General features: G+C 50.1%; 16 protein-coding genes. 1 reads left to right on the top strand and 15 read right to left on the bottom strand.

The features are described 5' to 3' along the window. Nucleotides 1-336: 336 nt before the first annotated feature. From BLS14_RS19240 to BLS14_RS19260, 5 genes are all read right to left on the bottom strand, one after another. The gene (locus tag BLS14_RS19240) at nt 337-3,756 is read right to left on the bottom strand and encodes an AAA family ATPase (RefSeq protein ID WP_090953474.1); all 3,420 of its coding nucleotides are present in this window, start codon (nt 3,754-3,756) and stop codon (nt 337-339) included. Next, nucleotides 3,753-4,937, bottom strand: coding sequence for an exonuclease SbcCD subunit D (locus BLS14_RS19245; protein ID WP_090953476.1), 1,185 nt, complete (start codon nt 4,935-4,937; stop codon nt 3,753-3,755). The genes BLS14_RS19240 and BLS14_RS19245 overlap by 4 nt, the downstream gene beginning before the upstream one ends. A gap of 71 nt (nt 4,938-5,008) precedes the next feature. Then, nucleotides 5,009-9,328 (bottom strand): helicase-exonuclease AddAB subunit AddA, encoded by a 4,320-nt coding sequence (gene addA / locus BLS14_RS19250; RefSeq protein WP_090953478.1) that lies wholly within the window; start codon nt 9,326-9,328, stop codon nt 5,009-5,011. Continuing rightward, on the bottom strand, nt 9,325-12,828 hold the full coding sequence (addB, locus tag BLS14_RS19255; protein ID WP_090953480.1) for a helicase-exonuclease AddAB subunit AddB: 3,504 nt from the start codon (nt 12,826-12,828) through the stop codon (nt 9,325-9,327). Before addB ends, addA begins: the two co-directional genes overlap by 4 nt. Nucleotides 12,829-13,022: 194 nt before the next feature. Next, nucleotides 13,023-14,399, bottom strand: a complete 1,377-nt coding sequence (locus tag BLS14_RS19260) for a class I SAM-dependent rRNA methyltransferase (RefSeq protein WP_090953854.1) — start codon at nt 14,397-14,399, stop codon at nt 13,023-13,025. Between the two features lie 546 nt (nt 14,400-14,945). Here BLS14_RS19260 and BLS14_RS19265 point away from each other — a divergent pair. Beyond that, the gene (locus tag BLS14_RS19265) at nt 14,946-15,947 is read left to right on the top strand and encodes a Na/Pi cotransporter family protein (RefSeq protein ID WP_090953482.1); all 1,002 of its coding nucleotides are present in this window, start codon (nt 14,946-14,948) and stop codon (nt 15,945-15,947) included. Between the two features lie 53 nt (nt 15,948-16,000). Here the strand turns inward: BLS14_RS19265 and BLS14_RS19270 are convergent, their stop codons facing one another. The 10 genes from BLS14_RS19270 to dnaK form a co-directional block, all read right to left on the bottom strand. Next, a complete protein-coding gene (locus BLS14_RS19270; protein ID WP_064636374.1) occupies nt 16,001-16,435 on the bottom strand; it encodes an NUDIX hydrolase in 435 nt (144 codons plus the stop codon). 112 nt (nt 16,436-16,547) lie between these two features. Next, nucleotides 16,548-17,894 carry a tRNA (N(6)-L-threonylcarbamoyladenosine(37)-C(2))-methylthiotransferase MtaB gene (mtaB, locus tag BLS14_RS19275; protein WP_090953485.1) on the bottom strand — a complete coding sequence of 449 codons (1,347 nt, stop codon included), beginning with the start codon at nt 17,892-17,894 and terminating at the stop codon, nt 16,548-16,550. Nucleotides 17,895-17,896: 2 nt separating this feature from the next. Next, entirely contained in the window at nt 17,897-18,661 is a 765-nt protein-coding gene (locus tag BLS14_RS19280) for a 16S rRNA (uracil(1498)-N(3))-methyltransferase (RefSeq protein WP_063567294.1), read from the bottom strand. A gap of 138 nt (nt 18,662-18,799) precedes the next feature. After that, nucleotides 18,800-19,477: a site-2 protease family protein gene (locus BLS14_RS19285; protein WP_063567293.1), complete on the bottom strand. Its 678-nt coding sequence runs from the start codon at nt 19,475-19,477 to the stop codon at nt 18,800-18,802. A 3-nt stretch (nt 19,478-19,480) separates the two neighbouring features. Then, nucleotides 19,481-20,446 carry a 50S ribosomal protein L11 methyltransferase gene (gene prmA / locus BLS14_RS19290; protein WP_072734511.1) on the bottom strand — a complete coding sequence of 322 codons (966 nt, stop codon included), beginning with the start codon at nt 20,444-20,446 and terminating at the stop codon, nt 19,481-19,483. A 161-nt stretch (nt 20,447-20,607) separates the two neighbouring features. Continuing rightward, a complete protein-coding gene (locus BLS14_RS19295; RefSeq protein WP_072734512.1) occupies nt 20,608-21,000 on the bottom strand; it encodes a hypothetical protein in 393 nt (130 codons plus the stop codon). After that, nucleotides 20,993-21,172 carry a YfhD family protein gene (locus BLS14_RS19300; RefSeq protein ID WP_024628492.1) on the bottom strand — a complete coding sequence of 60 codons (180 nt, stop codon included), beginning with the start codon at nt 21,170-21,172 and terminating at the stop codon, nt 20,993-20,995. Before BLS14_RS19300 ends, BLS14_RS19295 begins: the two co-directional genes overlap by 8 nt. 270 nt (nt 21,173-21,442) lie before the next feature. Next, nucleotides 21,443-21,811, bottom strand: a complete 369-nt coding sequence (locus BLS14_RS19305) for a hypothetical protein (RefSeq protein WP_063567301.1) — start codon at nt 21,809-21,811, stop codon at nt 21,443-21,445. Nucleotides 21,812-21,962: 151 nt separating this feature from the next. Beyond that, nucleotides 21,963-23,084 carry a molecular chaperone DnaJ gene (gene dnaJ / locus BLS14_RS19310; protein WP_063567290.1) on the bottom strand — a complete coding sequence of 374 codons (1,122 nt, stop codon included), beginning with the start codon at nt 23,082-23,084 and terminating at the stop codon, nt 21,963-21,965. 129 nt (nt 23,085-23,213) lie between these two features. Continuing rightward, nucleotides 23,214-25,058: a molecular chaperone DnaK gene (dnaK, locus tag BLS14_RS19315; protein WP_063567289.1), complete on the bottom strand. Its 1,845-nt coding sequence runs from the start codon at nt 25,056-25,058 to the stop codon at nt 23,214-23,216. Nucleotides 25,059-25,077 lie beyond the last annotated feature (19 nt).

A 25,077-nucleotide genomic window follows, 5' to 3' on the forward strand; every position in this document is an offset into this window, starting at 1 on the left:
GTTTCAAGATAAGGGCCTATTAAAAAAAGAAGCACCCCGTTGCAGTTTCCATGCGGAAGTCTGCTGTCGCGGACGTCTAACCAGGATTATTCCTGATCAGACGTCCGCCGGGGTGCTTAACATAAGTTTGTCGGCTTAACTGTAGTATAACAACAGGATGAACCTGTATCTGTGAGCTATCTCACTCAACTGTTACAACGAGTATATAAATGAGATTCAAACCAACAAAACTCAATCAATCAGGAGATTTCCCCCTCAGGAACAACCTTGTACGGCCGGTTCCTGAGGGCATCCCAATTGGGGTCATTCATTCGTATGTGTTCTGTGTTCAAGTTCCTATAATGTTTCCAATACTACGCGAGAGCCAGCTCCGGCCTCGCCCGCTGGAATAACTACAAGTTTGCGTGGCAAGCGTGCTCGCAGCTCCGGAACGTGGCTGATAATACCGACGGCAAGACGGTCATCATGCAATTTTTCTAACGATGTAATGACGGTATCCAGCAGTTCAGGGTCCAATGTGCCAAACCCTTCATCCAGGAAGAAGAATTGCAGCGGATACTGACCGCGCAGCTGAATCTGGGCAGACAGAGCCAGGGCCAGTGACAATGAGGTCAGGAACGTCTCTCCACCAGACAAGGTGGACACCGGACGTTTAACTCCACCGTTTGCATCGTCACAGATGACAAAGCCCCCGCCTGAATCCACCTCAAGTGAATAACGTTGTTTGGTCAGGAAGCGCAGACGCTGTGAAGCAGCCTGACTTACCTGCATCAGTTGTTCTTCTGCAATATACTCGACAAATGCATTACCTCTGAAAGCTGCTTGCAGTTTGCTAAGCATCTCACCTTGTCTGCTCACTTCTACCCGTTTGTTCTCCAACTCGGTCCAGCGAACGTGTCGCTGCTGCACATCTTCCAGATCCCGCTCTGCACGCGCCTTGGCTCTAAGAGCTGCTTCATCCTCTGCACGAGACAGTTTCAGTCGCTCTGAGCATGCCAACCATTGTTCCTCGGATACAACGACTCCGCCCAATTTTTGTTCCAGCTCACGCAATTGAGAAATAAGTTCACGATCACGCTCCCGATGCTGCTGAATTTCCGCGGCAAGACGCTCCGCTTCTTGGGAAGGGAGGGCTGCCTCCACAACATCATTCTCCGAATCAAATGGCGATTGTTCCATCAATTGCTTCCAGCGTTCCTGTGCCTGCTGCAAATGCTCTGCTGCCGAGGCTGCTGCTTGTTGAGCCATGACATCCTTCTTGGCCGATTCCTGTTTCAACACATCCGCTTCCTTGAAACGCTGTGCTGAATCGGCAGCAATTTTCCGTAGTCCATCCAGACGAGTCTGGGCCGCAGCAATCAAATCCTCGACCCGTTGCTCGCCAACCCATTGACGCAGACGTTCTTCCTTCTCGGCAAGCTGTTTGCTGTTGCCTTGCCATTCCGTTTGCCATTGAATCAGCTGTTTGTCCAATTCAACCAGCTTCTGCTGAAGGGACTGTACCAACTGTTCCTTTTCTTCAAGGAACGTCACGCTCTTGTTCAGCCGTTCCTTGATGTCTTCTGCGCGCGCGTCTCGCTCCTGCATCGCCTGGTGAAGGGCCATGGCCTGCTCTTGAACGATGCCGGGCAGTTCCGCGGCCCAGCGGCCGTGCAATGCGGCTGCGGCCGCCTCACTCTCGGCCAACCGGCGCTCTGCCTGGGCGAGTCCGGCTTGGCCGGCCTCCTGCGCAGCAGCCGCTTCCATGCGGCGCTGCTGCGCGCCCACAGCCGCCTGCTGCAACGCGGCGGCTTCCGCTTGCAGCGGCGCTGCGGCTGCGGCCAGCGCCCGCGCGGCTTCGCGCAGTGCGGCGGCACGCTCCGCCCAGTCCGCCGGGGAGCGCCCGTGTACGGGCGAACCGGCGGGCTCTGGCTTCGCAGCCGCAGGCGCGGCCTCGGCTGCGGCCGGGGCTTCGCCGGCCGCAGCGCCAAGCTGCGTCAGCAGGCTGCGACGTTCGTGCAGCTGCTGGCGCAGCCCAAAGCGCAGCTCCTGCAGCTCCGCGTGCAGGCTGCGCAGCAGTTCCAGGTCCGCATCGCCTGCGGGCGGACCTTCTCCCGGCGGCGCAGCCGGGAGCGGGTGGTGTGCGGAGCCGCACACCGGGCATGGCTCGCCGTCGCGCAGCTCGGCGCGCAAGGCGGAGGAGAGCCTGTGCAGCTCCTGCTCACGCATGGTTCCGCGCAGCTGCTCCTCCGCCCTGGCCAGCAGGCTCTGTTCGCGGCCAATGTCCTGCTCACAGGCAAGCAAGGCCTCAAGGCCCACTGCCGCCTGTTCGATCAGATGCTGACGCTGTTCACTCAGACGGGTCTCTTCCTGGGCAGCCAGCTTCAGCCGATCTGCCCCCTGTTCAGCCGACTGCTTATTGGCTTCCATCTCAGCCTTGTTCTGGCGCAATTGCTCCGCCGCAGTATCCAAACGATGCTTCAATTCCAGTGCAGCCTGCAGCTGTCTGCGTTCTTCGGACTTCACTTCATTCGGCTTCAGACTTTCCTGTAATTCTTCCCGCCGTTTGCGGCCGCGCTGCTGTAGTTCTTTTTCCTTCTCCAGCTGCTGTCCGATGACGCTCTGTTCAGCCTGTCCTTTGTCCAAAAACTGCTTAAGACGGGTACTATCCTCTCGTAGCCCATCCCGTTCCCGTTGCAACTCCTTGGCCTGTTCAAGCTGTTCCAATCGAAGCAGCAGCTTGGGTTCTTCCTCAGCCATCTGTACACGGGCCGTTTCGGCCTTCTCGGCTTCCAGTACAGACAGCCGTTCATGTTCCACCGCTTGCTGGTGAGCAATCCCGGCTGCATCCTCACGTAACTTCTGCTGTGCTGCTGCGTCACGCATCGTCTGCAATGAAGGCAGTATCGCGTCTGCCGCCCCGGCCAGTTTCAGCCGTTGTTCCCCAGCTTCGATCTGTGGTGCACGTGCTTTCAGCTTTTCGTGTTCCTCCATACGAGCCTGGCGTTCATGGCTTAACTCACGGACTTTACCGAGTTGCTCGGCTTCCTTCATCGCTTCATCAAGCGTTTTGCGTGACAATTCAGACTGTTTCACAGCAGCTTGAAGAAGAAGCTCCGTTTCTGCCAACGTCTCTTTGCTGGCATTCCCAAGCCCCTGCTGCTCCGCGGCCAATGACTGATGAACCATATCATTGTCCTTCACCCGACGGCTGAGCTTGATGGCAAGCTGATCTCCATACTTCTCCAGATGGAATAAACGTTGCAGCATCTGGCGTCGTTCACTGCCTTTCAGTGACAGAAACTCAGCAAATTTCCCTTGTGGAAGCACAACGGCCCGCGTAAAATCATCCATTTTCAACCCAATGACATCTTCAACGCATCGGTTCACGTCTGCCAGTTTATCAGCCAGCACCTGTTCCTCTCCGTTGACGGTCTCAATGAATTTGCTTATTGTGTTGCTTACCGATACCTCATTGTTTCGTTTGAAGCGTCGTTCCACCCGAAATCTTCTTGTGCCTTCCGCCGATACAAGTTCAAATGTAAAAGCTACGGACAACGAGTCCTCAGCGTGGTTCATGATTCCCTGGGTACCATTAACAGCACGTTCCACTTTTCCGTACATGGCCAGCGTAATCGCGTCGAGCAAAGAAGATTTCCCACTGCCTGTGGGACCAAAAATGCCGAACAGTCCCGTTTCCGTCAATACAGTAAAATCAATCTCCTGAGTCTCCCGATAACTTTGCAGACCTGCGACTTTCAATAAAATCGGCTTCAATTTCCCTCGACCTCCTCACGCACACCCGGCTCGTCCTCATCTACGAGTTCCAGGAACAGTTGAACCAGACTGTCTTCAGGTAATGCCCCACCTGTCTGACGCTGATAAAATTTGCGGAAAAGCTCATGTACCGGAAGCTCGGATCGTTGCTCCAAAAGCCCTGCGGCTGCCATCTCGGGATACACCGGACGGATATGGATGATCCCGTCATGCGACTTACGGAGCTGCTGAATTTCTTTCAGAGACATGGCGTCATCCAGCCATACTTCCATATCAATAAAAGCCTGAGGATCACGCCCTTCATCCAGCCACCGATAAACCTCAGCCAGACCGCCACGTGCCTTCCAGCGTACAAGGGGACGTCCGGAGGTCAACAGCACTTCTTCCACGTTTGCGGCGCCCCCTGGTGCCACATCAACCATGGTGACGGACTTACTCTGCCCCGCTTCGGAGAAACTGTAGGCCAGTGGAGAGCCACTATAACGAATCACACCTTCTCCTTTAACTGCCTGCGCACGATGGAGATGCCCCAGTGCTGTATATTGCGCACCTGTCGACAATGCAGAAGGGTCAACCGTATAGGCGCCCCCTATCTGAATGGGACGTTCCGAATCACTTTCCACTCCGCCCAGGACATAAATATGACTCATTGCCAAATTCACCGTATCCGGACGAAAAGAAGCAGCCAGACGCTGCATTAACATGCCAACCCGGCGACTGTATGCCTGGCGAAGCACATTCTCATCCCCATCCGTTGTCAGCAGTTCATTCAGTCGCGCTTCCGAGGGGTATGGCAATGCAGCAATCTGCGCAGTCTCTCCAGTTCTCTTCGCATGGATAGTGACTGCTTCTGAAGTAGGCATACCTACAAGTGTAATTCCCTGTCTGTTCACAAGTGGGGTTACCGAAGCCACTCGCTCCGGCTGATCATGGTTCCCGGCAATTACCACAAGTGGTCTTCCTTGTTCTGTCAGACGCGCCGCAGCCTCATAAAAAAGCTGTTCCGCAGATGCAGGCGGATTTACAGAATCATACACGTCTCCAGCCATCAATATGGCATCTGCCTGCTGCTCATCCGCGAGTCTAACAAGCTCATCCACAAAATCCTCCTGCTCTCGCAGCCGGCTCCGTCCCTCCAGCGTTTTCCCCAGATGCCAGTCCCCTGTGTGCAAAATACGCATCGTCCGTTCAACCCCTCTCTCAAGCAAAATCCGATGATACAAATTCTATCTGGCCGTTTTAAAATTTCACTTTATAGTTTCACAGCATGTCCGCCATCAAAAAAGTACAGCCACTTCCGGTCGACTTTCCGACCCAGAATATCTTCAATAGCCCGGCCATACAGCTCCAGCTGAAAGCGATAGTTTTCCGTCAGTTTGTCCAGTCCACCGCGATGCTCCAACACCCGGTCTGTCTTGTAATCTAGCAAAACAAGCTCGCCATCCACCTCATACAGGCAGTCAATAATCCCCTGTACTAGCACCGTCTCATTTTCTAGTGATGCCTGCATCTTACCGTCTTCTTCCAAAGTTTGTATCCCTGCATCTGGTGATAGACTATGAAGCCATTCGGCAGGAGAATGATGTGCCGGAAGTCCATAAATAAATGGAATCTCCCGTTTCATCCACTCTGCACGCAACAATTCTGTCCCAGGCTCTGTATTGAAAAATCCAGCCAGTTGATCAGACTCAATAACCTCTGCCTGATGGGGGAGCAAAATCTGGAGCTCAACTAACCGCAAAAGTGTCTGCTCAACGATTTGCGAATCAACGGGTGAACCATCTACAGGAAGATGCTGCATCAACGTATGATACACCGTTCCCCGCTCGGCTCCAGTCAATTGTTTCTCCTCCATGAATTTGGGACGACGTAGATGCAATTTAAAGGACGAGCCTCCATCCTTCACTTCACGGCCCTCATAATCCACAGAAGCCTCAGATTGTTCTTCAACTTCCTCCATCATCTGTAAAGACTGATGGTCTTGCATGGCTAGCAATGTTTTTAGTTCGGTAACCGATGTACTGGCAGCTACTTGCGTTGCTGCTTGATGAGGATACGCCCATGAAAGCCGTTTATCAACTTCACGAAGCAGCTGTACACCCTCTTGCTCACCTATTGTAAATACATCTTCCTCACTGATGTCTCGTAGTGTTGCATCTTGAGTATCCTCGACCATCTCTTCTTCAGTGGAGGAAGGAAACAGCTCCACAGGCTGAACGGCTTTTAGGGCAGCAATTCGATGTTTCCGCACTTCTGTCATGCCCTCTTCTTCACCAAGCGTCTGATCCACAAATATTTCCCGGGATACTTGATCAGCAGAAATGACGGAAATGCCCCAGCGTGATTCATCATCCACAAGACAGGCAGCATATGAATCAGTGCCTCCCGCAAGTTCACGCAGCAAAGCTGCGTCTGGATGTCTCATCAGGGATGGACCGATCCAGTCCAGATAACTCCGTCCGGCTGCAAGCAGATAGTCAGGCAATACCCGTTCCGGACTGTCCTTAATCTGAGACCAGGCCACTGCCTTTTTAACAACATCTTTTACCGTACCGACCAAAATCATTTTCTCTTTTGGACGGGTTAGAGCCACATAGAGCACCCGCATCTCTTCGGCAAGCAGCTCAAACTGGGCACGACGACGAATCGCCAGATTCGCCAAGGTTGGGTAGGCAACCCGATTCTCACGATCTACAAACCTCGGGCCAAACCCCAGCTCCTTATGCATCAGAAACGGCGAGTTCAGATCCTGCTGATTGAACATCTTGGATATACCCCCGACAAAAACAATAGGGAATTCCAAGCCCTTACTCCGGTGAATCGTCATGATGCGTACCGCATTGTCCTGCTCACCAGAACCACTTGCTACGGTGCCAAGATCTCCCCCGTTCTCACGTAGTCTGGATACATAGGTCAGGAAGCGAAACAATCCACGATTGGCCGTTGCCTCCTCATATTGCCGTGCGCGATCATACAGAGCCTTCAAATTACTTTGGCGCTGCATGCCTCCCGGTAGGCCGCCAACCCAGTCCAGGTAACCCGTTTCCCGGTACATGCGCCAAATGAGTTCACTCAAGCTGCCTTGTCTGGCTTCAAGTCGCCAATGTTCCAACTGACGCATAAATCGAATTAACTTTTGTTGCAGCTCTGTGCTGGTACCGTTGTCCCTATCCGCATCGTCGCTTATACGTCCACCCATACTTGCATCTATACCAGCATCCATAATCTCATCTTTATCTGCATGTACAGAGGTTTCATGTATACGTTCGATAACGTCTGCTTCGGCGGATACTGCCGACTCCCGTTGCCCCTGTTCCATTTCTGACCAGACTTCGGGCCATTGCAGCTGGATTGCAGATGAATCCGGATTCGAAGCTTTTTCACCATGCTGCCCGAAAACATTCAACGAACTTGAGAATGCTCCTGTAGCTGATATAACAGCATCATAGAAAGACTGTCGCTTGTCCCCAAGGCGAATCTGAGCCAGTTCCTCTTCATCCAGTCCGACAATCGGCGAACGAAGCACGGAAGCAAGCGGTATATCCTGCCTTGGATTATCCACAATCTGCAGCAAGGACAACATCACTTCCACTTCCGTCGCCTGAAAATACCCTTTGCTTTGCTCCCCTCCGGCAGGAATACCCTGCTGTCTGAATTCCTCAATCATGAGTGGAGCCCACATCAGGGCAGAACGCAGCAAAATAACAATGTCTCCATAACGCACAGGTCGCATGGATTTGAGGGCTTTATCATAAACGTTGAGGGGTGGGTTATCCGTATCTCCGACCATTTCACGAATACGGCGAGCCATGGCCCGAGCCTCCAGCTGAGCGGTTTCAAGCTCGGCACTCTCCAGCTCAGCAGAAGGTAACGCATCCCCATTCTCATCCGTGCTTTCCGTCAGATCAGGTCCTCCGCCTTGACGATCGATCAATATGAGTTCAGGTGTGTATGCCTCATCTCCAAGCGTCTCTGCCGGGAAAGTAGCCCCATAAGCGAGCTGAGCTCGTTCATCATAGGCAATCTCGGCTACCCCTTCATTCATGAGCTGCTTGAATAACATGTTGACCGAATGGACTACTTCTGCACGACTACGGAAGTTACGTGCAAGATCAATACGTCTTCCTGCATGCAGTGATTCTCTCTCTCCGTTCATATCCATATCCGAATTCGCTGCGTATTGACGGTACTTGTTCAGGAACAGACCGGGTTCAGCCAGACGAAAACGGTAAATACTCTGTTTTACATCACCAACCATGAATCGGTTTCCTGGATTTTCTCTGGAAATTAGTCGGACGATATCTTCCTGCACTGTATTGGTATCCTGATATTCATCCAGCAGAACTTCATCGAAACGTGCCCGGTATTCCATTGCTGCATCCGAAGGCATGGACAGCTCAGGGGTTGAATCTTCATGGCGCAAAATATGAAGACAGTAATGCTCCAGGTCACTAAAATCGACCTGACCGCGCTCCTGCTTGGCCTGTCGGTATCGCTCTCCAAATGCACTGACCAGCTTGGATAGCTCCTGCATTAGTGGTGCCGCCTGCTCCAGCTCCTGCCAGAAAGAAAACGCACTTCTTCCAAACAATGACCCTTTCAGGTCCGTCACGGCTTTTTTCGCAGCCTCACGAAGTTCCTTGACCTGTTCTTGTAACCCCGGGTCTGTCTGGTCCTTTTTGCAAGGCTTCAGCTTGCCAAAAGCTGCTGGCTGAAACACTTCAGGCAATCTTTCCCATGGCATGACCTCAACAGCTGACAGAAGCTCTTCGACCATTGCTAAATCTTCTTTCAATGTATCTGCATAAGGTTTCGGACCTTCCGGCTGCATCGATATGCTGATCCCTTGACGCAGCAGACCAGCCGCACCACTCAGGGCAAGAGCGGCATCACGCAAAATACTCTGAACCCATGCAGAATGTCCAAGTGCCTCGACACTTTCCACCTGAAAAGCAGATGCCATCTCTACAAGCCAATGATCCGGCCAAGAATGACTGCGTGAGAAATCATACAAACGCTGCACAAGTCGATGCATGGCATCATCGTTCCGTTCCCCACTGAACCAATCCACCAATTCACGGAATGTACTGCCTTCGTCTTCTTCCCCATACTTTTCCTCAAACAACTGCTCCAACAATTCCTGCCGCATAATTTCAGCTTCATTTTCATTCAGAATCCGGAAAGCCGGGTTTAGCGGTATTTGCTGATAATAACGACGAATGACTTCCATACAGAATGAATGCAGTGTCGTAATCGATGCTCGCCCGAGCAATGACAGTTGTTTGCGCAGATGTTCTTCGGCAGGTTGCTCTTCAAGTGCACGTTCCAGTGCTTCCCGAATCCGCTGCTTCATCTCAGCAGCAGCAGCTTTCGTAAATGTCGCAACCAGCAAACGATCTACGCTGAATCCACGGGAAGGGTCTGCAATCTTGCGAATAATCCGTTCAACCAATACAGCCGTCTTCCCGGAACCCGCTGCAGCAGCAACCAGAATGTCTTCTCCACTCTGTGAGATGGCACTCCATTGGTCATCACTCCAGAAGCTTCCCTCCGGTTTTGGCATATTCGTCATGATGTTTCCCCTCCTTTGCCATGAGACAGCATGTCCCAGATTTGCTGTTTGCCCGGTTTGGACAACAGATTATATTCATTACCTTCGATATTTTCATCAAATTGACAGACTGGCTTGTACGGACAGAAGGTGCATGCAACCTCCTGCTGGATACGGTAAGGTTCAATCGCGACATCCCCGTCCGTAATCCGGGTGCCAATCTCACGTATATTGCTGCGAACTGAAGCAAGCAATGTATCCCATTGCTCCGGCGTAGCTACAGCAGCGCTACTATAAAAGCTGCCATCCGCCTTAAGCGCAACTGGAATAATAGCTGAGTAGCCTTTGTCCAGGGTATTGTCCATTTGAGCGATCGCATCCCGATCCGAGAGCAGCAAGCCTTTCATTTTGAACCGTTTCAGCAGTTCTTGTCCTGCCTGCTCAGAAGTCATGCCGTTCGCGGATTGAAGCAACGGATTATGCACATGGAAATAGAGTGTTCCTCCAGGCATCGCCGATTCTCCAAGCCACTCCTCGGCAGCACTAAGCAGCACCTCCAAGTACGTGAGCATCTGTAATGACAGGCCATAATACACTTCATGCAGTTTGAGGTCGGTCTGGCTCGATTTGTAATCAATAACCCGCAGCAGCAGGCCGTTCTCTCCTTCGGCCACATCCACGCGGTCGATCCGCCCCACAATCTCCATCACACAGCCATTTTCCAATTCAAAACGAAGCGGTGGCAGGGGTTTACCTGGCCCAAAATCAAGCTCCAACCCAATCGGTTCAAAGCTTCCTCGTCTGGACTGTTCACCCAGAATAACCGACGCCCGGCTAACGATATCCTTCAGCTTGCGGAAGATATAACCATACCGTTTCGTGCTAAGCAAAATCTCTCCCTGCAACTGTGGTGCAATCTGCTCCACGGTGTGCTCCGCTTCCTTCCGACATTCATCCGGAGACAGACTGCCCCAACTGCGATTCTGCTCACGCAAACGCATGGCAAGCTGACTCAAGGCAGCATGGAACAATTGTCCTATATCAGGGGCTTGCAAGCGGTACAACTGGCGCTCTTTCAGTCGCAGCCCATGGGATGCAAAATGGGAGAACGCACACGCCACAAAACGCTCCATTCTGGAGACACTGGTCCTTACCTCTGTACCATATAATCTACGGCTGGTAGCCGTACGTAAAGGTAACGCCCGATTGCGATAAAAGACCGATCCAAGCAATTGTTTCAGCTGAGGTCTGCTTGTCTCCCGAGAGACATGCCAGTTATAGATCGCCCACCACATTTCAGGAATATCTTCTCCACGGCCCCATCTGCGCAACTGTCCGATGAGATAAGAGAGGCTCTGACCAGGATGAATAACATAAGACCAGTGCACCTCTTCAGCATTTGTAACCGGCGGCTGGGCAAGTAATGGCTGCTCATGTAGACCGAACATCTTACGTACATGTCGTACAATTTCTGAGGGTAGCAATGTTTTCCCTTCATCATCTGCAACGGGATAACTCAGCCATAACTGATTGCTCGCCGCTGTCAGGGCTGTATATATCAGAAAGCGTTCATCCAACATTTGTCTTGTTGCTCCTGGCCCAAGCCCCAAACCTCTCTCCGTCAACAGCAGCCGTTCCTGCTCAGTTAATACACCATCATCCTGAGGCACAGCAGGCAGTTCACCCTCTACTGCACCCAGAATAAATACATACTTGATACCCTGAAGACGTGTACGATCCATCGATCCAACCAACACTTGATCAAGCGCTGGAGGAACAAGTCCCAGCTTCAGTTCGGTTAACCCAGTCTCCATTAGCCCGGCAAATAAATCGATATCCAGCCGTTCGGCCCCCATCATATCAACCATCTGATCTAATAGATCAAGGACGGCACCCCACATTTGACGATGCTCTCTCGAACGTTCCGGATCACCCTGAGCCTTGGCTTCTGCAGACATCTGATCCAGCTTCCAAGGAATCTCGGCATCTTCCAGTAATCTGTAAAGCGCCGCACATTGGTCTTTAGCTGTCTTTGCCTTGCTCATTCGTTTCTCAAAAGCACCCAGTGGATCAACAATCACCGTACGACATTTTTCCATTAAGGACAGCATTTGTTCCCGGCCCCGGCTGCGGACATCCTGATCGTTGTCTTCCAGGGACAGGCTGGGTACATACTTCCATGGCTTGCCATCTGTCCAGCGGTATCCGTGAATTCCGCAAGCTAATATATAATTTTCGAGCTGGTCCATATCTTCACGTGTAATGGAACCGCCACGTGGGAGCAGCAGATCCGTTTTCACACAGCGAAATACATCCTCATAACGCCAGCGACGGCGAACGATATCGAGTGCTGAACGAATAAATTCCGATAATGGATGATGTAGTTCATTTCTTCTCCGATCCAGAAAGACAGGCACGCCATAATCCCTGAATAGAGGCTCAGCAATGTCGGCATATGTATCCAACTGACGAACGAGCACTGCCATATCTCCATAACGCGCACCTTCATCTTGCGCCAGACGACGCATCTCACGAAGTGCTCCTTCCATCTCAGCCCGGCGGTTCTCAGCGGCGTAAAGTCGGACACCCGCATCACGCCCCTCACTCTTCCAGCGGACTCTACGATCAAAGCCAGCCTCCAAATGCGCCAGTCCAGGACTGCCTTCATATCTTGGCAAAACTTCCAGTTGAAGCACGGTTGTCTCATTAAGAACACCCAGATCCTCAGCCATGCCTTTAAGACGTGCATATGCACTCGCTGTGGGATGGAACAGCTCCAGTTCTCCTGGAAGTGCGCCGTGGTCGTAAGCACGATCCAACGTCAATGCAATTGTGACGGAAGAAGCTTGCAGCATCAATCTTCCAATGACACTCATTTCCTGCGGGGTAAATCCCTGAAATCCATCGATCCAGATCTGTGCATCTTGCAGCAGCGTGCTCTCCGGCAACCGCTCTGTTAGTTCAGTCAACGTGTCTTCATCATCGATATATAGTTCGGTTAATTCCTTTTCATAATCACGGTATATAAGAAGCAAGTCATGCAGCTTGTCTCCCAGAATCGGTGCAGAAGAGGAAGTATTCCATGCGGAAAGTCCTTCTTCCAGTGAAGTGGGGTCAAGTTCATAACGTTTAAACTCACTGTATAGATCATTCAAGTCTCCGATAAATCCCAGCTGACTGCCTGATGCTGCAAACAGCTTCAATTCTTCCTTACGACGCTGGAGCACTTTGTAGAGCAGCATTTTTTTACCTTCAGCTCCAATGGGAATACGTGCAGAACCACCTGCCTCCTGCATTACCCGATAGGCCAATCGGCGAAAACCAAGCACTTCAGCACGCATGGTACCTTTTATAGCACCTGAAGAAACCAGTGACTGTTCGGTTCGAAACGAACTCTGTTCCGGGACCAGCAGAATCAGTGGTTTACCTTGCGGTTCCTTTTGTAGCAGGGATGTGATTTCCCGGGTAATCAGCGTACTCTTGCCGCTGCCTGCCCGGCCAATAACAAAGCTTACGGACATGTTTAATCCTCCAAACCATCACGAACAGATTTTAATTCCCAGTATAACATATCTGACTTGGTTCGGAACATACGTTTGCCACTATCCGGCAATTCCAGAGATCATATGCACGAGCATAGCAAAAAGCCCGCAGCTTATGAAAACTGTGGACTCTTTGCGTAAATGTATGTTCGACTTAAATGGAAATCGCTCGATTAATTCTTTTTGCTGCGCACTTCGAAGATGGCAAATTTCAGGTAATGACCTTCGTCTACGCCCAGAATTTGCGGGTGATCCTTACCGGCTGCTTTCCAGTCGATCAGACGCAGTACTTTGCCTGCATCTTCGGCTGCATCCGCAATGGTTTCCAGGAAGAGATCCGGACGCATGTGATATGAACAGCTTGCCGTTACCAGATACCCGCCCTCATTCACCAGCTTCATTCCTTGCAGATTGATATCCTTATATCCACGGCATGCGCCTTTAACTGCTGATTTCGTTTTGGCAAAGGCTGGCGGATCGAGGATAACCACATCAAATGTTTTACCACTGGCTGCAAGCGCTTTGGACGTATCCACTTTCTGTTCGCCAGCACGCGCACGTACGTTACGCTCATCGAGGCCTTTCACCTGCTCACGCAAGTATTGAAATGCATCCGCAACGACAAATTCGACCCGGTCAGTGAAACCGTTCAGCTCTACGTTAGTACGTGCACTTTCAATCGCATGCTCTGAGATATCAAGACATGTTACTTTTTTGGCTCCATATTTGCAGGCGTTCAATGTGAAGCTGCCTGTGTGTGAGAAACATTCCAGCACAGTAGCCCCATCCCAATAAGGGAACGTCACAACCTTGCCACTTTTATTCACAGGAAGCAACTGCTGCGTACCATCCTGCTCGGTCTGTTGGAGCGTAATGCCACTCTTGTAACCCCAACCCTTCATAAGTGGTTCGATGGCTGCACGATTCTCTCGCTGGTCAAAGAAGTACCCTGTCTTCTGGCCTTCTACGATATCCACTTTAATGAGCAATCCATTCTCCGTTACCGTGACATGACGCGGGCAATCCCCATACAATGGTCCTTTCGTCTGCTCCAAGCCTTCCAGTTCACGAATGGACACATCACTGCGTTCATAGATGCCTTCCGGCTGCATCACTTCAATTAGAGCTTGTACGATCGCTTCGCGGCAACGGTCCATGCCCAGTGTGAGCAATTGAACAACAAGGATGCTGCCAAAACGGTCAACGATCAGTCCTGGCAGGAAATCAGCTTCCCCATAAACGAGACGGTATGCCTCTCCATCCTGGATAAAACGCTCCCGGTGGCGCAAGCAATCGCGGAAACGCGCTGCAAAAAACGCGGTGTCCATCTGTTTAAACTCCAAAGGTTGATAGGCCACGACTCGAACTGTGATTTGAGATGCAGGATTATAGTATCCCGTCGCAAGATAGCGACCTTGGTGATTCAATACGTTGACCAGATCTCCCGGCTCGGGGTTTCCTTCAACAGAGGCAATTTCATTGTTATATATCCATGGATGTGCATGTTCAAGCCGCTTTTTGCGGCTGCGTTCCAGTGTAACTGATGGCAAGATAGATCCACTTCTTTCATAGTTAGTTGAAAAGATAGGCTTGGTGCAAGAGAGACCGCTGCGGTGATGGATTGGACTTCGATCGCTGTTATCCCCAGATTTTTCTGATTCCCTTTCTTGAAAGGGAAAATCCGGAGATAAAGGCGCACGCTTCGCTTCTTCAGTTCCAATTCCATCCCCTCCGCTGCGTTTGCAGAATCTCCGTATCTTTTGAATAGGGGTGCGGTAATTTTGGTATCCTCTTCTGAGATGAATCGGACTTTCAATCACTGTTTATCCCCAGATTTTTCTGATTCCCTTCTCGAAAGGGAAAATCCGGGGATAAAGGCGCACGCTTCGCTTCTACAGTTCCAATTCCATCCCCTTCGCTACGTTTGCAGAGTCTCCGTATCTTTTGAATTGTGGTGGTAATTTGGGTGACCGTTAAGGAAACTTATAGGTCTTTCAAACGCTGTTGAATCCAGAATTCCGTTAGCCTGTCATGGTTGTCCTTATTTACTCATAGGATGAGAATAAGGATATGCACGGAAGGAATGATGTTAACTCATGTTCAGAGATGTTGTGCTGCCCCTATTATATGGGCTTCTTATCTTTTTTGGCGGGATGAAGCTGATGGAAACAGCCTTACAGCGGATGGCCGGGCCCATGCTGGCTGGATGGCTGGGCCGAGCTACCTCTGCTCCCTGGAAAGGCATGGCTTTTAGCGCAGGCGCTACTGCCCTGCTGCAAAGCAGTACCGCCGTCACCGTACTCACTATTGGACTGGCGAACGCCAGATTAATTACCTACGGACGCACACTTGGTATTATTCTCGGTACCAACATCGGGACGTGCCTGACCACCGAGCTGGTCGGACTGCAGATCGGACGGGTTTCCCTGCCTCTGCTTGCCTTGTCTCTGACAGGCTGGGCCGTCTTTGTTGTGCTTGGTGAACGAAATCAGTTCGCTCCTGAACGCACGCGTCGGACGCTGTCTACCGTGCAATACAGCTTTCTCGCGTCCGCTGGATTTGCCCTCGTCATGACAGGCATTCAAGTAATGCAATCCATTGCCGTACCCCTGCGAAGTATGGGCGTATTCCAGTGGTTTCTGGATCGCTCAGCAGACAGCTTGTGGTGGGGCTTTCTGGCAGGTGCCTGCCTGACGGCCCTCATTCATAGCAGCGCAGCTGTCATCAGCATGGCCATTACGCTTGCAGCCACAGGAGTACTGCCTGTGGAGATCGGCATCGCCATTGTGATTGGGTCAAACGTAGGGACCTGTATCACCGCCGTGATTGCAGCCGCTGGAGGAGCATCCGCAGGCAAATTTGTCGCAGCCTCCCATGTCGTATTAAACATTGCGGGGGCGCTGCTATTTATGCCGCTGATCGGCCAGCTGCATGCAGCCTCGGCCTGGCTATCAGCGGAAAACGGGGCACAGATTGCGCATGCCCAGACCCTTTTTAACGTCACCAGTTCACTGCTTGCCTTGCCGTTCTGTTACTTGCCAATTTGGCACAAAAAACCACCGGTCTCCACCCCAGTGGCGAAGTCACCCGTGGCCTGATGCTCAAAACGCTCTCAACAAACAGTAGCGTTACGTCATTCAATAGAAAACAGCTATACGTTAATGCCTAATTTGTTCAGCGCCACTCGTAAAATGTCATCGTTATTATCGTATCCACTATGCTGCTGTCTAGACCAAGCTTCTTCCGGAGCGTACCAATCCACACCTTTGATTTCTTCAATCTGAGGCTGCAGGTCGCCGCTTTCCGCTTCAACGAGATAATAATGAACTTCCTTGTCCACCGGACCAAACTCTGCATGCTGATACGTATAGGAAATGATATCGACGGGTTCTACTATTCGGCCGACCATGCCTGTCTCTTCCAGAATCTCACGCAGTGCGGTCTGTTCCACCGTTTCTCCATCTTCCATTTTGCCCTTGGCGAGAGTCGTTTTGCCGTAGCGATCTACAATCAGTTGAATTTGAAGCTTTCCATCTTCTCCCGTGCGGTAGACGACTCCGCCTGCCGAAATTTCTTTTCTGTTCATGTTGCTCTCCCCCATTACGGAATTGTCTTCATCTTTTTTTTGGAAAAAGAAGGACCTCATCTCCACGGGTACGCTCCCCAAGGAAATGAAATCCTTGTTTCTGACGCCTCGATTACATCGCTGCGGACTTGAGATTTTCTTCCAACACACGAACCAGCGTAGCCTGGCTTTCATTCACACCCGCTTCGGTCACTTTGACACGGCATACCTTGCCGACCATATCCATCGAACCATCAAAGACCAGCTGAATGTAGTTGTCACTGTAACCGTGCAGTTTACCACTGCCTTCACGGCCCTTGGCTTCACCTTCAGGAATGACATCCAGTACTTGTCCCACAAACTGCTTGGCGTATGCCAGTTGCATTTGCTCGGATAGATCAATCAGTTCATGCACGCGTGCATTTTTGACTTCTTCATCCACCTGATCTTCCATACGTGCTGCCGGTGTTCCGGTACGCTTGGAATATGGGAATACGTGCATTTCGGAAAAACCAATTTTTTTCATCAACTCGTAGCCATTACGGAACATCTCATCCGTCTCACCCGGGAACCCAACAATAACGTCAGTTGTGATCGCTACATCCGGCATCGCTTCCCGAATGCGAAGCATTTTATTGTAAAACTCTTCGGTCGTATATTTACGGCGCATACGTTTCAGTACGGTATCATCGCCCGCTTGCAGCGGAATGTGGAAGTGGCGTACGAGTTTGTCTGAACGTTTGATCACATCCAGCATCCGATCATCAATCTGACTGGCTTCGATCGAACTGATCCGAATACGCTCCAGGCCTTCAACTTTGTCCAAGTCCCATAGGAGATCCGTCAGATCGTAATTCTCCATGTCATCCCCGTATCCACCAGTATGAATGCCTGTCAGGACAATTTCCTTGTACCCGGCGTGCACCAGTTGATGAGCCTGTTGGATGATGCTATTTGCTTCCCGGCTACGGGAAAGTCCACGTGACCACGGAATAATGCAGAACGTACAGAAGTTATTGCAGCCATCCTGAATTTTCAGAAATGCACGGGTACGATCGGCAAAATCCGGTACGTCCATCTCTTCAAATACCCGCGTTTTCATGATGTTGCGCACAGCATTGACGGGCTGACGTGATTCCTGAATTTCATTGACATATGGCAAAATTTTGTCCCGATCCTGTGTACCGATAACAAGATCCACACCAGGGATGTCCAAAATCTCTGCCGGAGAAGTTTGCGCATAACAGCCTGTAACGGCTACAATCGCATCCGGGTTGCGCCGAATGGCACGACGGATAATCTGGCGGCTCTTTTTGTCGCCGGTATTGGTTACTGTACAAGTATTAATCAAGTATACATCCGCTGTCTGTTCGTTAAAGTCTACCTGATCGTATCCTTCGTTTTTGAACAATTGCCAAATCGCCTCTGTATCATAAAAATTAACTTTGCAGCCTAAGGTGTAAAACGCCACGGATGGCATAATTACATTCCCCCCATTTCTCCGGATTCATATAAGACGCAAGTTAGCGCCGCCATTCCAGCTGTCTCGGCCCGCAAGATGCGTTTGCCCAGTCCAACGGATACAGCACCCGCCTGATCGGCTTCAATCGTTTCCCTCTCCGAGAATCCACCCTCAGGTCCAACAACGATCAACACTTCAGCACTCGCACCAGGTGCAAGCTGCTCCACAAACGGCTTCAATGCGTCTCTTAATTGCTTGCCGTTTTCCTTTTCATAACAATAACATACCAGACTGTAGCCCTCAAAAGAAGATAGCAGCCCTTTCCAGGAAAGTGGCTGCTCGACGGATGGAATGCGGTTCCGATGGCTTTGTTCAGCGGCTTCCTTGGCGATTTTCCGCCACCGCTCCAACCGTTTGCCTTCTTTCTTGGCATCATATTGCACAATCGTACGCTCAGACAGGAAAGGAACAAAGGAAACTGCTCCGATCTCTGTACATCTTTGGATGACCGTCTCCATCTTATCGCCTTTTGGCAAGCTCTGAGCCACGGTTACACGTATCCGTGCTTCATGGTCCATTTCGAGAGGTTCCACAATATTCGCTGTTACTTGCTGGGCTTCGATGCTTTCAATCTCCACCAAAGCTTCTTTGGAGTTTCCGTCACTGACAATCAGTTTATCTCCAGGTTTACCACGCATCACTTTGCCGATATGGCGCGCATCATCACCCGTGATGACTACGGAATGTTCATTAAACTGTTCTGCAGATACAAAATAACGCTGCATTCGTCTATCCACCCATTCTGTCCTGTTATGACTGGAATTCACCCCGCCTGATGGCAGGCGTGAATCCAATCGCCACAGATGATCATACAACTTTTATGTCTATCTGACCAGTATTTCAGCCCTAGAGGTACGTGTTGCTTATCGATATAATTCAATGATTAGTTTTGCCAGATCCACATACATCGTTTGTGCAAACTCATACAACGGTTGAATCGTCACATTTTGCAGCGGAGGTATAACCAAAATCAGCAGGAAGATAAAAATCGACCATTGCTCCACTCCTTGCAGCTTGCGACTGATAGATGGTGGCAATACGTCTTCAAGAATCCGATAACCATCCAGGGGTGGCAACGGTATAAGGTTAAACAGAAACAAGAAAAAGTTCGTCAGGTTAAAAATAGAGAAAAACATGGATATCGCTGTGAGCAATCGCTCATTTTCTATACTCCCCAGCGCTCCCGAACCAACCAATGAAGCGTAAATAATTGTACCGATAATCGCAAGCAGCAGATTGCTTAGTGGCCCTGCTGCAGAGACGATAACACCCATCAATCTTGGTTTGTCAAAGTTCGCCCGATTAACTGGAACGGGTCGTGCCCAACCGAAGCCAGCAATAACGAGCAATAGCACCCCAAACAAGTCAAAGTGTACGACCGGATTGAGGGTAACCCGGCCTAGCAGCTTGGCTGTTGGATCACCGAATTTGTTGGCAAAATAGGCATGAGAGAATTCATGGACCGTAAAAGCAATCAGGATCGTCAACAGGAAAAACGGAAGTTGATCCAGTGGATAACGAAAAAACGAGTTTAAATCCATCGGTTACCTCTTTCTGGCCACAAACGCGATCCAGTCCTCATCGCGATGAACCGAACTTATTTCGAAGCCGGAAGCAACGAGCGCATCATGGACAAGCTGCTCTTTATTTTTCCAAATGCCTGAAGTAATATAAACACCGCCAGACTCAAGCGCATGATAGACATCATCCACAAATAGCATAATAATTTCGGCCAAAATATTGGCAACAATAACTTTCACCGGAAGCTTCACGCCCAGCGCAGGGTCCTGACTGCCCAGAACAGACAGCAAATCACTCTCTTTCACCGTAATTTGTTGTGCCAGCCCATTCAGTTCTACATTTTCTTTGGCACTTGCTACCGCAACCGGATCGAGGTCAAGCGCAAGCACATGTTTTGCACCGAGATGAACAGCTCCAATGGCCAAGATGCCAGAGCCTGTACCTACGTCGATGACTTCCTCGCCACCCTGAATGACCGATTCCAGTGTACGTAGACAAAGCGAAGTGGTTGGATGTGTTCCCGTACCAAACGCCATGCCTGGATCAAGCTCAATAATTTTCTCATTTGGGCTTTCCGGCGTATACTCTTCCCATGTCGGTTTAATGGTTAGACGTTCCGAGACACGTACTGGCTTGAAATATTGTTTCCAGGCGTTTGCCCAGTCATTTTCATCCACTGTTCGAGTCTCAAAACGAACCTCCCCCGTTTGGATATCGAATTCGGAAAGCTGCGCAATGCGTGGACTCACTTCAGATTGCAATGCGTCCATGTCCGTACCTTCGGAGAAGTATCCTTTAATGACCGCAAAGCCTTCAGGAATATCATTCAAAGGAGACTCGTACAATTCGCCATACGTCGTATCCCGTTTTTTATTTAAAGTACCGGACTCTTCAATCGAGACCCCTCCAGCACCCGCTTCATGTAAAAAATTCGAAATCATCTCCACAGCTTCTTCTGTGGTATGTATTGTTAGTTCATGCCATAACATACTTCGTTTTTCCTCCTCATTTTTCAAGCATCCCAACTATTGTACTACACAAGCGAGCAGGAGTACAAAACCGCGGCAGTAAAGAAACAACAAAAACAGGATACCCGCAGCCTGACTGCTCGAATACCCTGTTTTAATTATGACTAAACTCGATTAACTTGTTAGCAAAAGCGTCCACCGTTCTGCGTAATCATCTCTGCAGCTTGCGGGAGAGAGTCACTGGATACGGATACGGTCAGCAAGATTTCTTGCTTGGACCTGCCTTCAGAGCCAGCATCCGGATCGTCATACACTTGTCCACCCGACAACACCTCGGTCTCATCGCTAATGAGGGAAAGTACATTCAGCTCACCACTGAATCCCCCAATCACAGCCATAGTCGAATTATCTGTGCTCTCAGGCGCTTCCAGATCCACTGAAGACGATGAGTCATTCAGACTCTCGATACTCAACTGGTTTGGGTGCAGCAATTCCAGAGCTCTGCGTGCAGATTCAGCCTCGGACCAGCTCGTAAACACCGCTTCGATAATCACTGCAGAGCGATCTTCAGTCATGAATCTCCCGACCCTGACGACGATCGGCCGCTTCACTGCGGCGCAAAGCCTCTATATCTTCATGATCCGCAGCTTCGGCACTGAATTCCACATCCTCATTTTTGGCGGACTGCATCCGCTTCATCTTTTCCGTTTTCGTTAAAATCTTGCCTGGACGTTCATGTTCTGCCATCGTTATGCTCCTCCTTCAAAATAGGTATCTATATAAAATGAACTAATACTTGTTACACTGTACCACTCCGACTGTAGTACCATCCTCCGATCGCTGTTATCCCCAGATTTCTTCATCTCCCTTCTTAAAGGGAGAAATCCGGTGATAGCGTATGCTTCCGAAGTAGCTTTCTTACGAAAGCTTTCAGGCGAACGCTTCGCTTCTTCAGATTGGTTCTACAATCTCCGTTAAAGTGTAATGCTCTGTCCATCTTATATAGATTTGGTGAAACTAAATCATACCGCCGGCTTGTTCGATAATGGATAGGGCACGGTGATGTACTGCCTCGTCAACGACGACGGTTAGTAGTACATCTCTGCCTGTCGGACCCTCTTGTCCGCCATCGCTCATACCGCTCGCAGAAGGATCTGCTGCAGCCATGATTCCCGCGCTGGCATTTGTGCCTAGAGCACCTGGTACCCAGGAAGAAAAACTGCCGGAAACACCCGGCGTATAGGATGCTCCACTTGGCCCGACACCCGCGTAACGACTGAATCGATTGATAGACAGGTCTTCCACTCGTAATGCCTCCAGTTTTTTGGCTGCCCCTTCCGCTTGCTCCGGGCTATGGAAATAAGCCAAAATATTTTTTTCGGTCATCCGGTTCACCTGCTTCCCTAGTTTCGGCACATCAGTAAACCACTGAATGCTCATGTCTGGTATCTTTCCGCAAGCGTGCCCATATTATGCAAAAAAGGACACCCTGCGGAAAAACCGCTGTGGTGTCCTTTTTTAAATTAATGATTAAGACTCAGTCTCCACGGAAGGCCCGTTTCACCCGGTCAAAGAAGGATTGCTCATGCTCATGAGTTTGTTCTCCATCCAGCGCAGCAATTTGGCGAAGCAGATCTTTCTGCTCGTCATTCAGCTTGCTAGGCGTAACTACAACGACTTTCACATGCTGATCCCCTTGCCCCATACCGCGCAGGCGTGGTACGCCTTTGCCTTTGAGACGGAAATACGTTCCTGTCTGTGTACCGGCAGGTACTTTCAGCTTCACTTTCTCGGACAGCGTCGGAATTTCAATCTCATCTCCCAATGCTGCCTGAGCGAAGGTAAGCGGAATTTCGCAATAGATATCATCGCCTTCACGCTCGAAGAAATCATGTGATTTCACACGGATGACAATATACAGATCTCCTGCTGGTCCTCCGCGCAGACCACCTTCACCTTCACCAGTCATACGCAATTGAGCTCCATCATCTACACCCGCTGGAATGCGAACATGAATTTTGCGTTGTTTACGTACTTTACCGCTGCCGCTGCACGTAGTACATTTTTCCTTGATAATTTGTCCCGAACCATTACAGTTCGAACAAGCACGACGGTTGACCATACGGCCAAACGGTGTATTTTGAACCACTTCCTGTTGACCACTACCTTGGCAGACGGAACAGGTTTCTGGTTTGGTTCCCGGTTTCGCACCTGAGCCATGACAAGTATCACAGCCTTCGGTACGAGGAATGGTAATGTCAGTTTCCTTACCAAATACCGCTTCCTTGAACTCAATCGTCATGGTGTATTGCAGATCGTTTCCCCGTTGCGGAGCATTTGGATCACGTCGTCCACCGCCACCGCCAAAGAACATATCGAAGATGTCGCCAAAGCCGCCGCCGCCAAAATCGCCACCGCCGCCGAATCCGCCCTGATTTGGATCAATATGACCGTATTGATCATACTGCGCCCGCTTCTGGCCGTCACTGACCACATCATAAGCTTCTTTAACTTCCTTAAACTTGGCTTCCGCGTCAGCAGCCTTGTTTACGTCAGGGTGATACTGACGGGCAAGCTTGCGGTATGCCTTTTTGATTTCCTCGTCGCTGGCATTTTTGCCGACGCCGAGTACCTCATAATAATCACGTTTTTCAGCCACTCTTCCACCCCCATATCATTCACCATATCGCACATCGTGACAAAAGGAAAGCCAAAGCACGGGAGCCCCGGCTATGACTTTCCCTTCGATCCGAACGTCACCGATGATTAATTCACTAGAAATCGTGAATTAGTTTTGTTTTTTATCTTCATCCACAACTTCGTAATCAGCGTCTACGACGTTGTCACGTTTTGCAGAACCTTGTTGCTCTTCAGCACCTTGAGCTGCTTGCTCTTGAGCTTGTGCTTGCTCATACAGTTTTACGGACAGTTGTTGAACGATCTCTGTCAATTCTTCTGTAGCGGCTTTGATGTCTTCCAGATTGTCGGAAGCCAGAACGCCTTGCAGTTTTTCTTTTGCAGCATTCGCTTTTTCAACTTCACCAGCGTCCGCTTTTTCGCCAAGATCTTTGATCGTTTTGTCAACAGAGTAGATCAGTTGATCTGCGCTGTTTTTCGCTTCAACGAGTTCTTTGCGTTTTTTGTCTTCTTCAGCATGCAACTCAGCATCTTTCATCATTTGTTCAACTTCAGCATCGCTCAGACCGCTAGAAGAAGTGATGGTGATTTTTTGAGTTTTGTTAGTACCTTTGTCTGTTGCAGATACGTTAACAATACCGTTAGCATCAATATCGAAGCTAACTTCGATTTGTGGAACGCCACGTGGAGCTGGAGGAATATCTCCCAGCATGAAGCGACCGAGGGATTTGTTACCCGCTGCCATCTCACGCTCCCCTTGCAGAACATGAATCTCAACGCTTGGTTGGTTGTCTGCATAAGTGGAGAACACTTGGGATTTGCTTGTAGGGATCGTTGTGTTGCGCTCGATCATTTTAGTGAATACGCCACCCGCAGTTTCAATACCCAGGGACAATGGAGTTACGTCAAGCAATACAACGTCTTTCACGTCACCTGTCAGTACGCCCGCTTGTACAGCAGCACCCAAAGCTACAACTTCATCCGGGTTAACACCTTTGTGAGGGTCTTTACCTGTAAGTTTTTTGATTGCTTCCTGTACTGCAGGAATACGTGTGGAACCACCAACCAAGACGATTTTGTCGATATCGTTAGCTGTCATTCCAGCATCGCTCAGTGCACGACGAGTTGGTTCAAGCGTACGCTCAACCAGACCAGCAGAGATTTCTTCGAATTTAGCGCGGCTAAGGTTCAACTCCAAATGTTGAGGAACGCCATCAGCCACAGTAATGAACGGCAGAGAAATAGTTGTAGTCAATACGCCGGAAAGTTCTTTTTTCGCTTTTTCCGCTGCATCTTTCAAACGTTGAACCGCTGCTTTATCTTTACTCAAGTCAATGCCTTGATCTTTTTTGAACTCACTTACGAGATAATCAATGATCACTTGGTCAAAGTCATCGCCACCCAGTTGGTTATCACCACTAGTTGCTTTAACTTCGAAGAAGCCGTCACCCAGTTCAAGGATGGATACGTCGAATGTACCGCCACCCAAGTCATATACGAGAATCGTTTGGTCTTCGGATTTCTCCATACCGTATGCCAAAGCTGCTGCTGTTGGCTCGTTGACGATACGCAGAACTTCCAGACCTGCGATTTTCCCTGCATCCTTTGTTGCTTGACGCTGGCTGTCATTGAAGTAAGCTGGTACTGTGATAACCGCTTGAGTTACCGTTTGACCCAGATAAGCTTCAGCATCGGATTTCAGTTTTTGCAGGATGATTGCAGAAATCTCTTGTGGTGAGTAGTCTTTGCTATCGATTGTTTCTTTGTGGGATGTACCCATATGACGTTTGATCGAGATGATCGTACGATCCGGATTCGTGATCGCTTGACGTTTAGCCGTTTCACCGACAACGCGTTCTCCATCTTTTTTGAAACCCACTACGGATGGGGTTGTACGTGCGCCTTCCGGATTTGGAATAACGACAGCCTCGCCGCCTTCCATAACCGCTACACATGAGTTTGTTGTTCCTAAGTCAATACCGATTACTTTGCTCATCGGAAAATTTCCTCCCTCG

Origin of the sequence: Paenibacillus sp. OK060, assembly GCF_900101205.1 — a bacterium.
Taxonomy (GTDB): Bacteria; Bacillota; Bacilli; order Paenibacillales; family Paenibacillaceae; genus Paenibacillus; species Paenibacillus marchantiae.

Coding starts and splice junctions, on each gene's coding strand:
- addB (WP_090953480.1), bottom strand. CDS start 12,828: ATGTCCGTAAGCTTTGTTATTGGCCGGGCAGGCAGCGGCAAGAGTACG.
- BLS14_RS19245 (WP_090953476.1), bottom strand. CDS start 4,937: ATGCGTATTTTGCACACAGGGGACTGGCATCTGGGGAAAACGCTGGAG.
- BLS14_RS19280 (WP_063567294.1), bottom strand. CDS start 18,661: ATGCAGCGTTATTTTGTATCTGCAGAACAGTTTAATGAACATTCCGTA.
- BLS14_RS19270 (WP_064636374.1), bottom strand. CDS start 16,435: ATGAACAGAAAAGAAATTTCGGCAGGCGGAGTCGTCTACCGCACGGGA.
- dnaK (WP_063567289.1), bottom strand. CDS start 25,058: ATGAGCAAAGTAATCGGTATTGACTTAGGAACAACAAACTCATGTGTA.
- BLS14_RS19305 (WP_063567301.1), bottom strand. CDS start 21,811: ATGACCGAAAAAAATATTTTGGCTTATTTCCATAGCCCGGAGCAAGCG.
- BLS14_RS19265 (WP_090953482.1), top strand. CDS start 14,946: ATGTTCAGAGATGTTGTGCTGCCCCTATTATATGGGCTTCTTATCTTT.
- prmA (WP_072734511.1), bottom strand. CDS start 20,446: ATGTTATGGCATGAACTAACAATACATACCACAGAAGAAGCTGTGGAG.
- BLS14_RS19295 (WP_072734512.1), bottom strand. CDS start 21,000: ATGACTGAAGATCGCTCTGCAGTGATTATCGAAGCGGTGTTTACGAGC.
- BLS14_RS19285 (WP_063567293.1), bottom strand. CDS start 19,477: ATGGATTTAAACTCGTTTTTTCGTTATCCACTGGATCAACTTCCGTTT.
- mtaB (WP_090953485.1), bottom strand. CDS start 17,894: ATGCCATCCGTGGCGTTTTACACCTTAGGCTGCAAAGTTAATTTTTAT.
- addA (WP_090953478.1), bottom strand. CDS start 9,328: ATGACGAATATGCCAAAACCGGAGGGAAGCTTCTGGAGTGATGACCAA.
- BLS14_RS19300 (WP_024628492.1), bottom strand. CDS start 21,172: ATGGCAGAACATGAACGTCCAGGCAAGATTTTAACGAAAACGGAAAAG.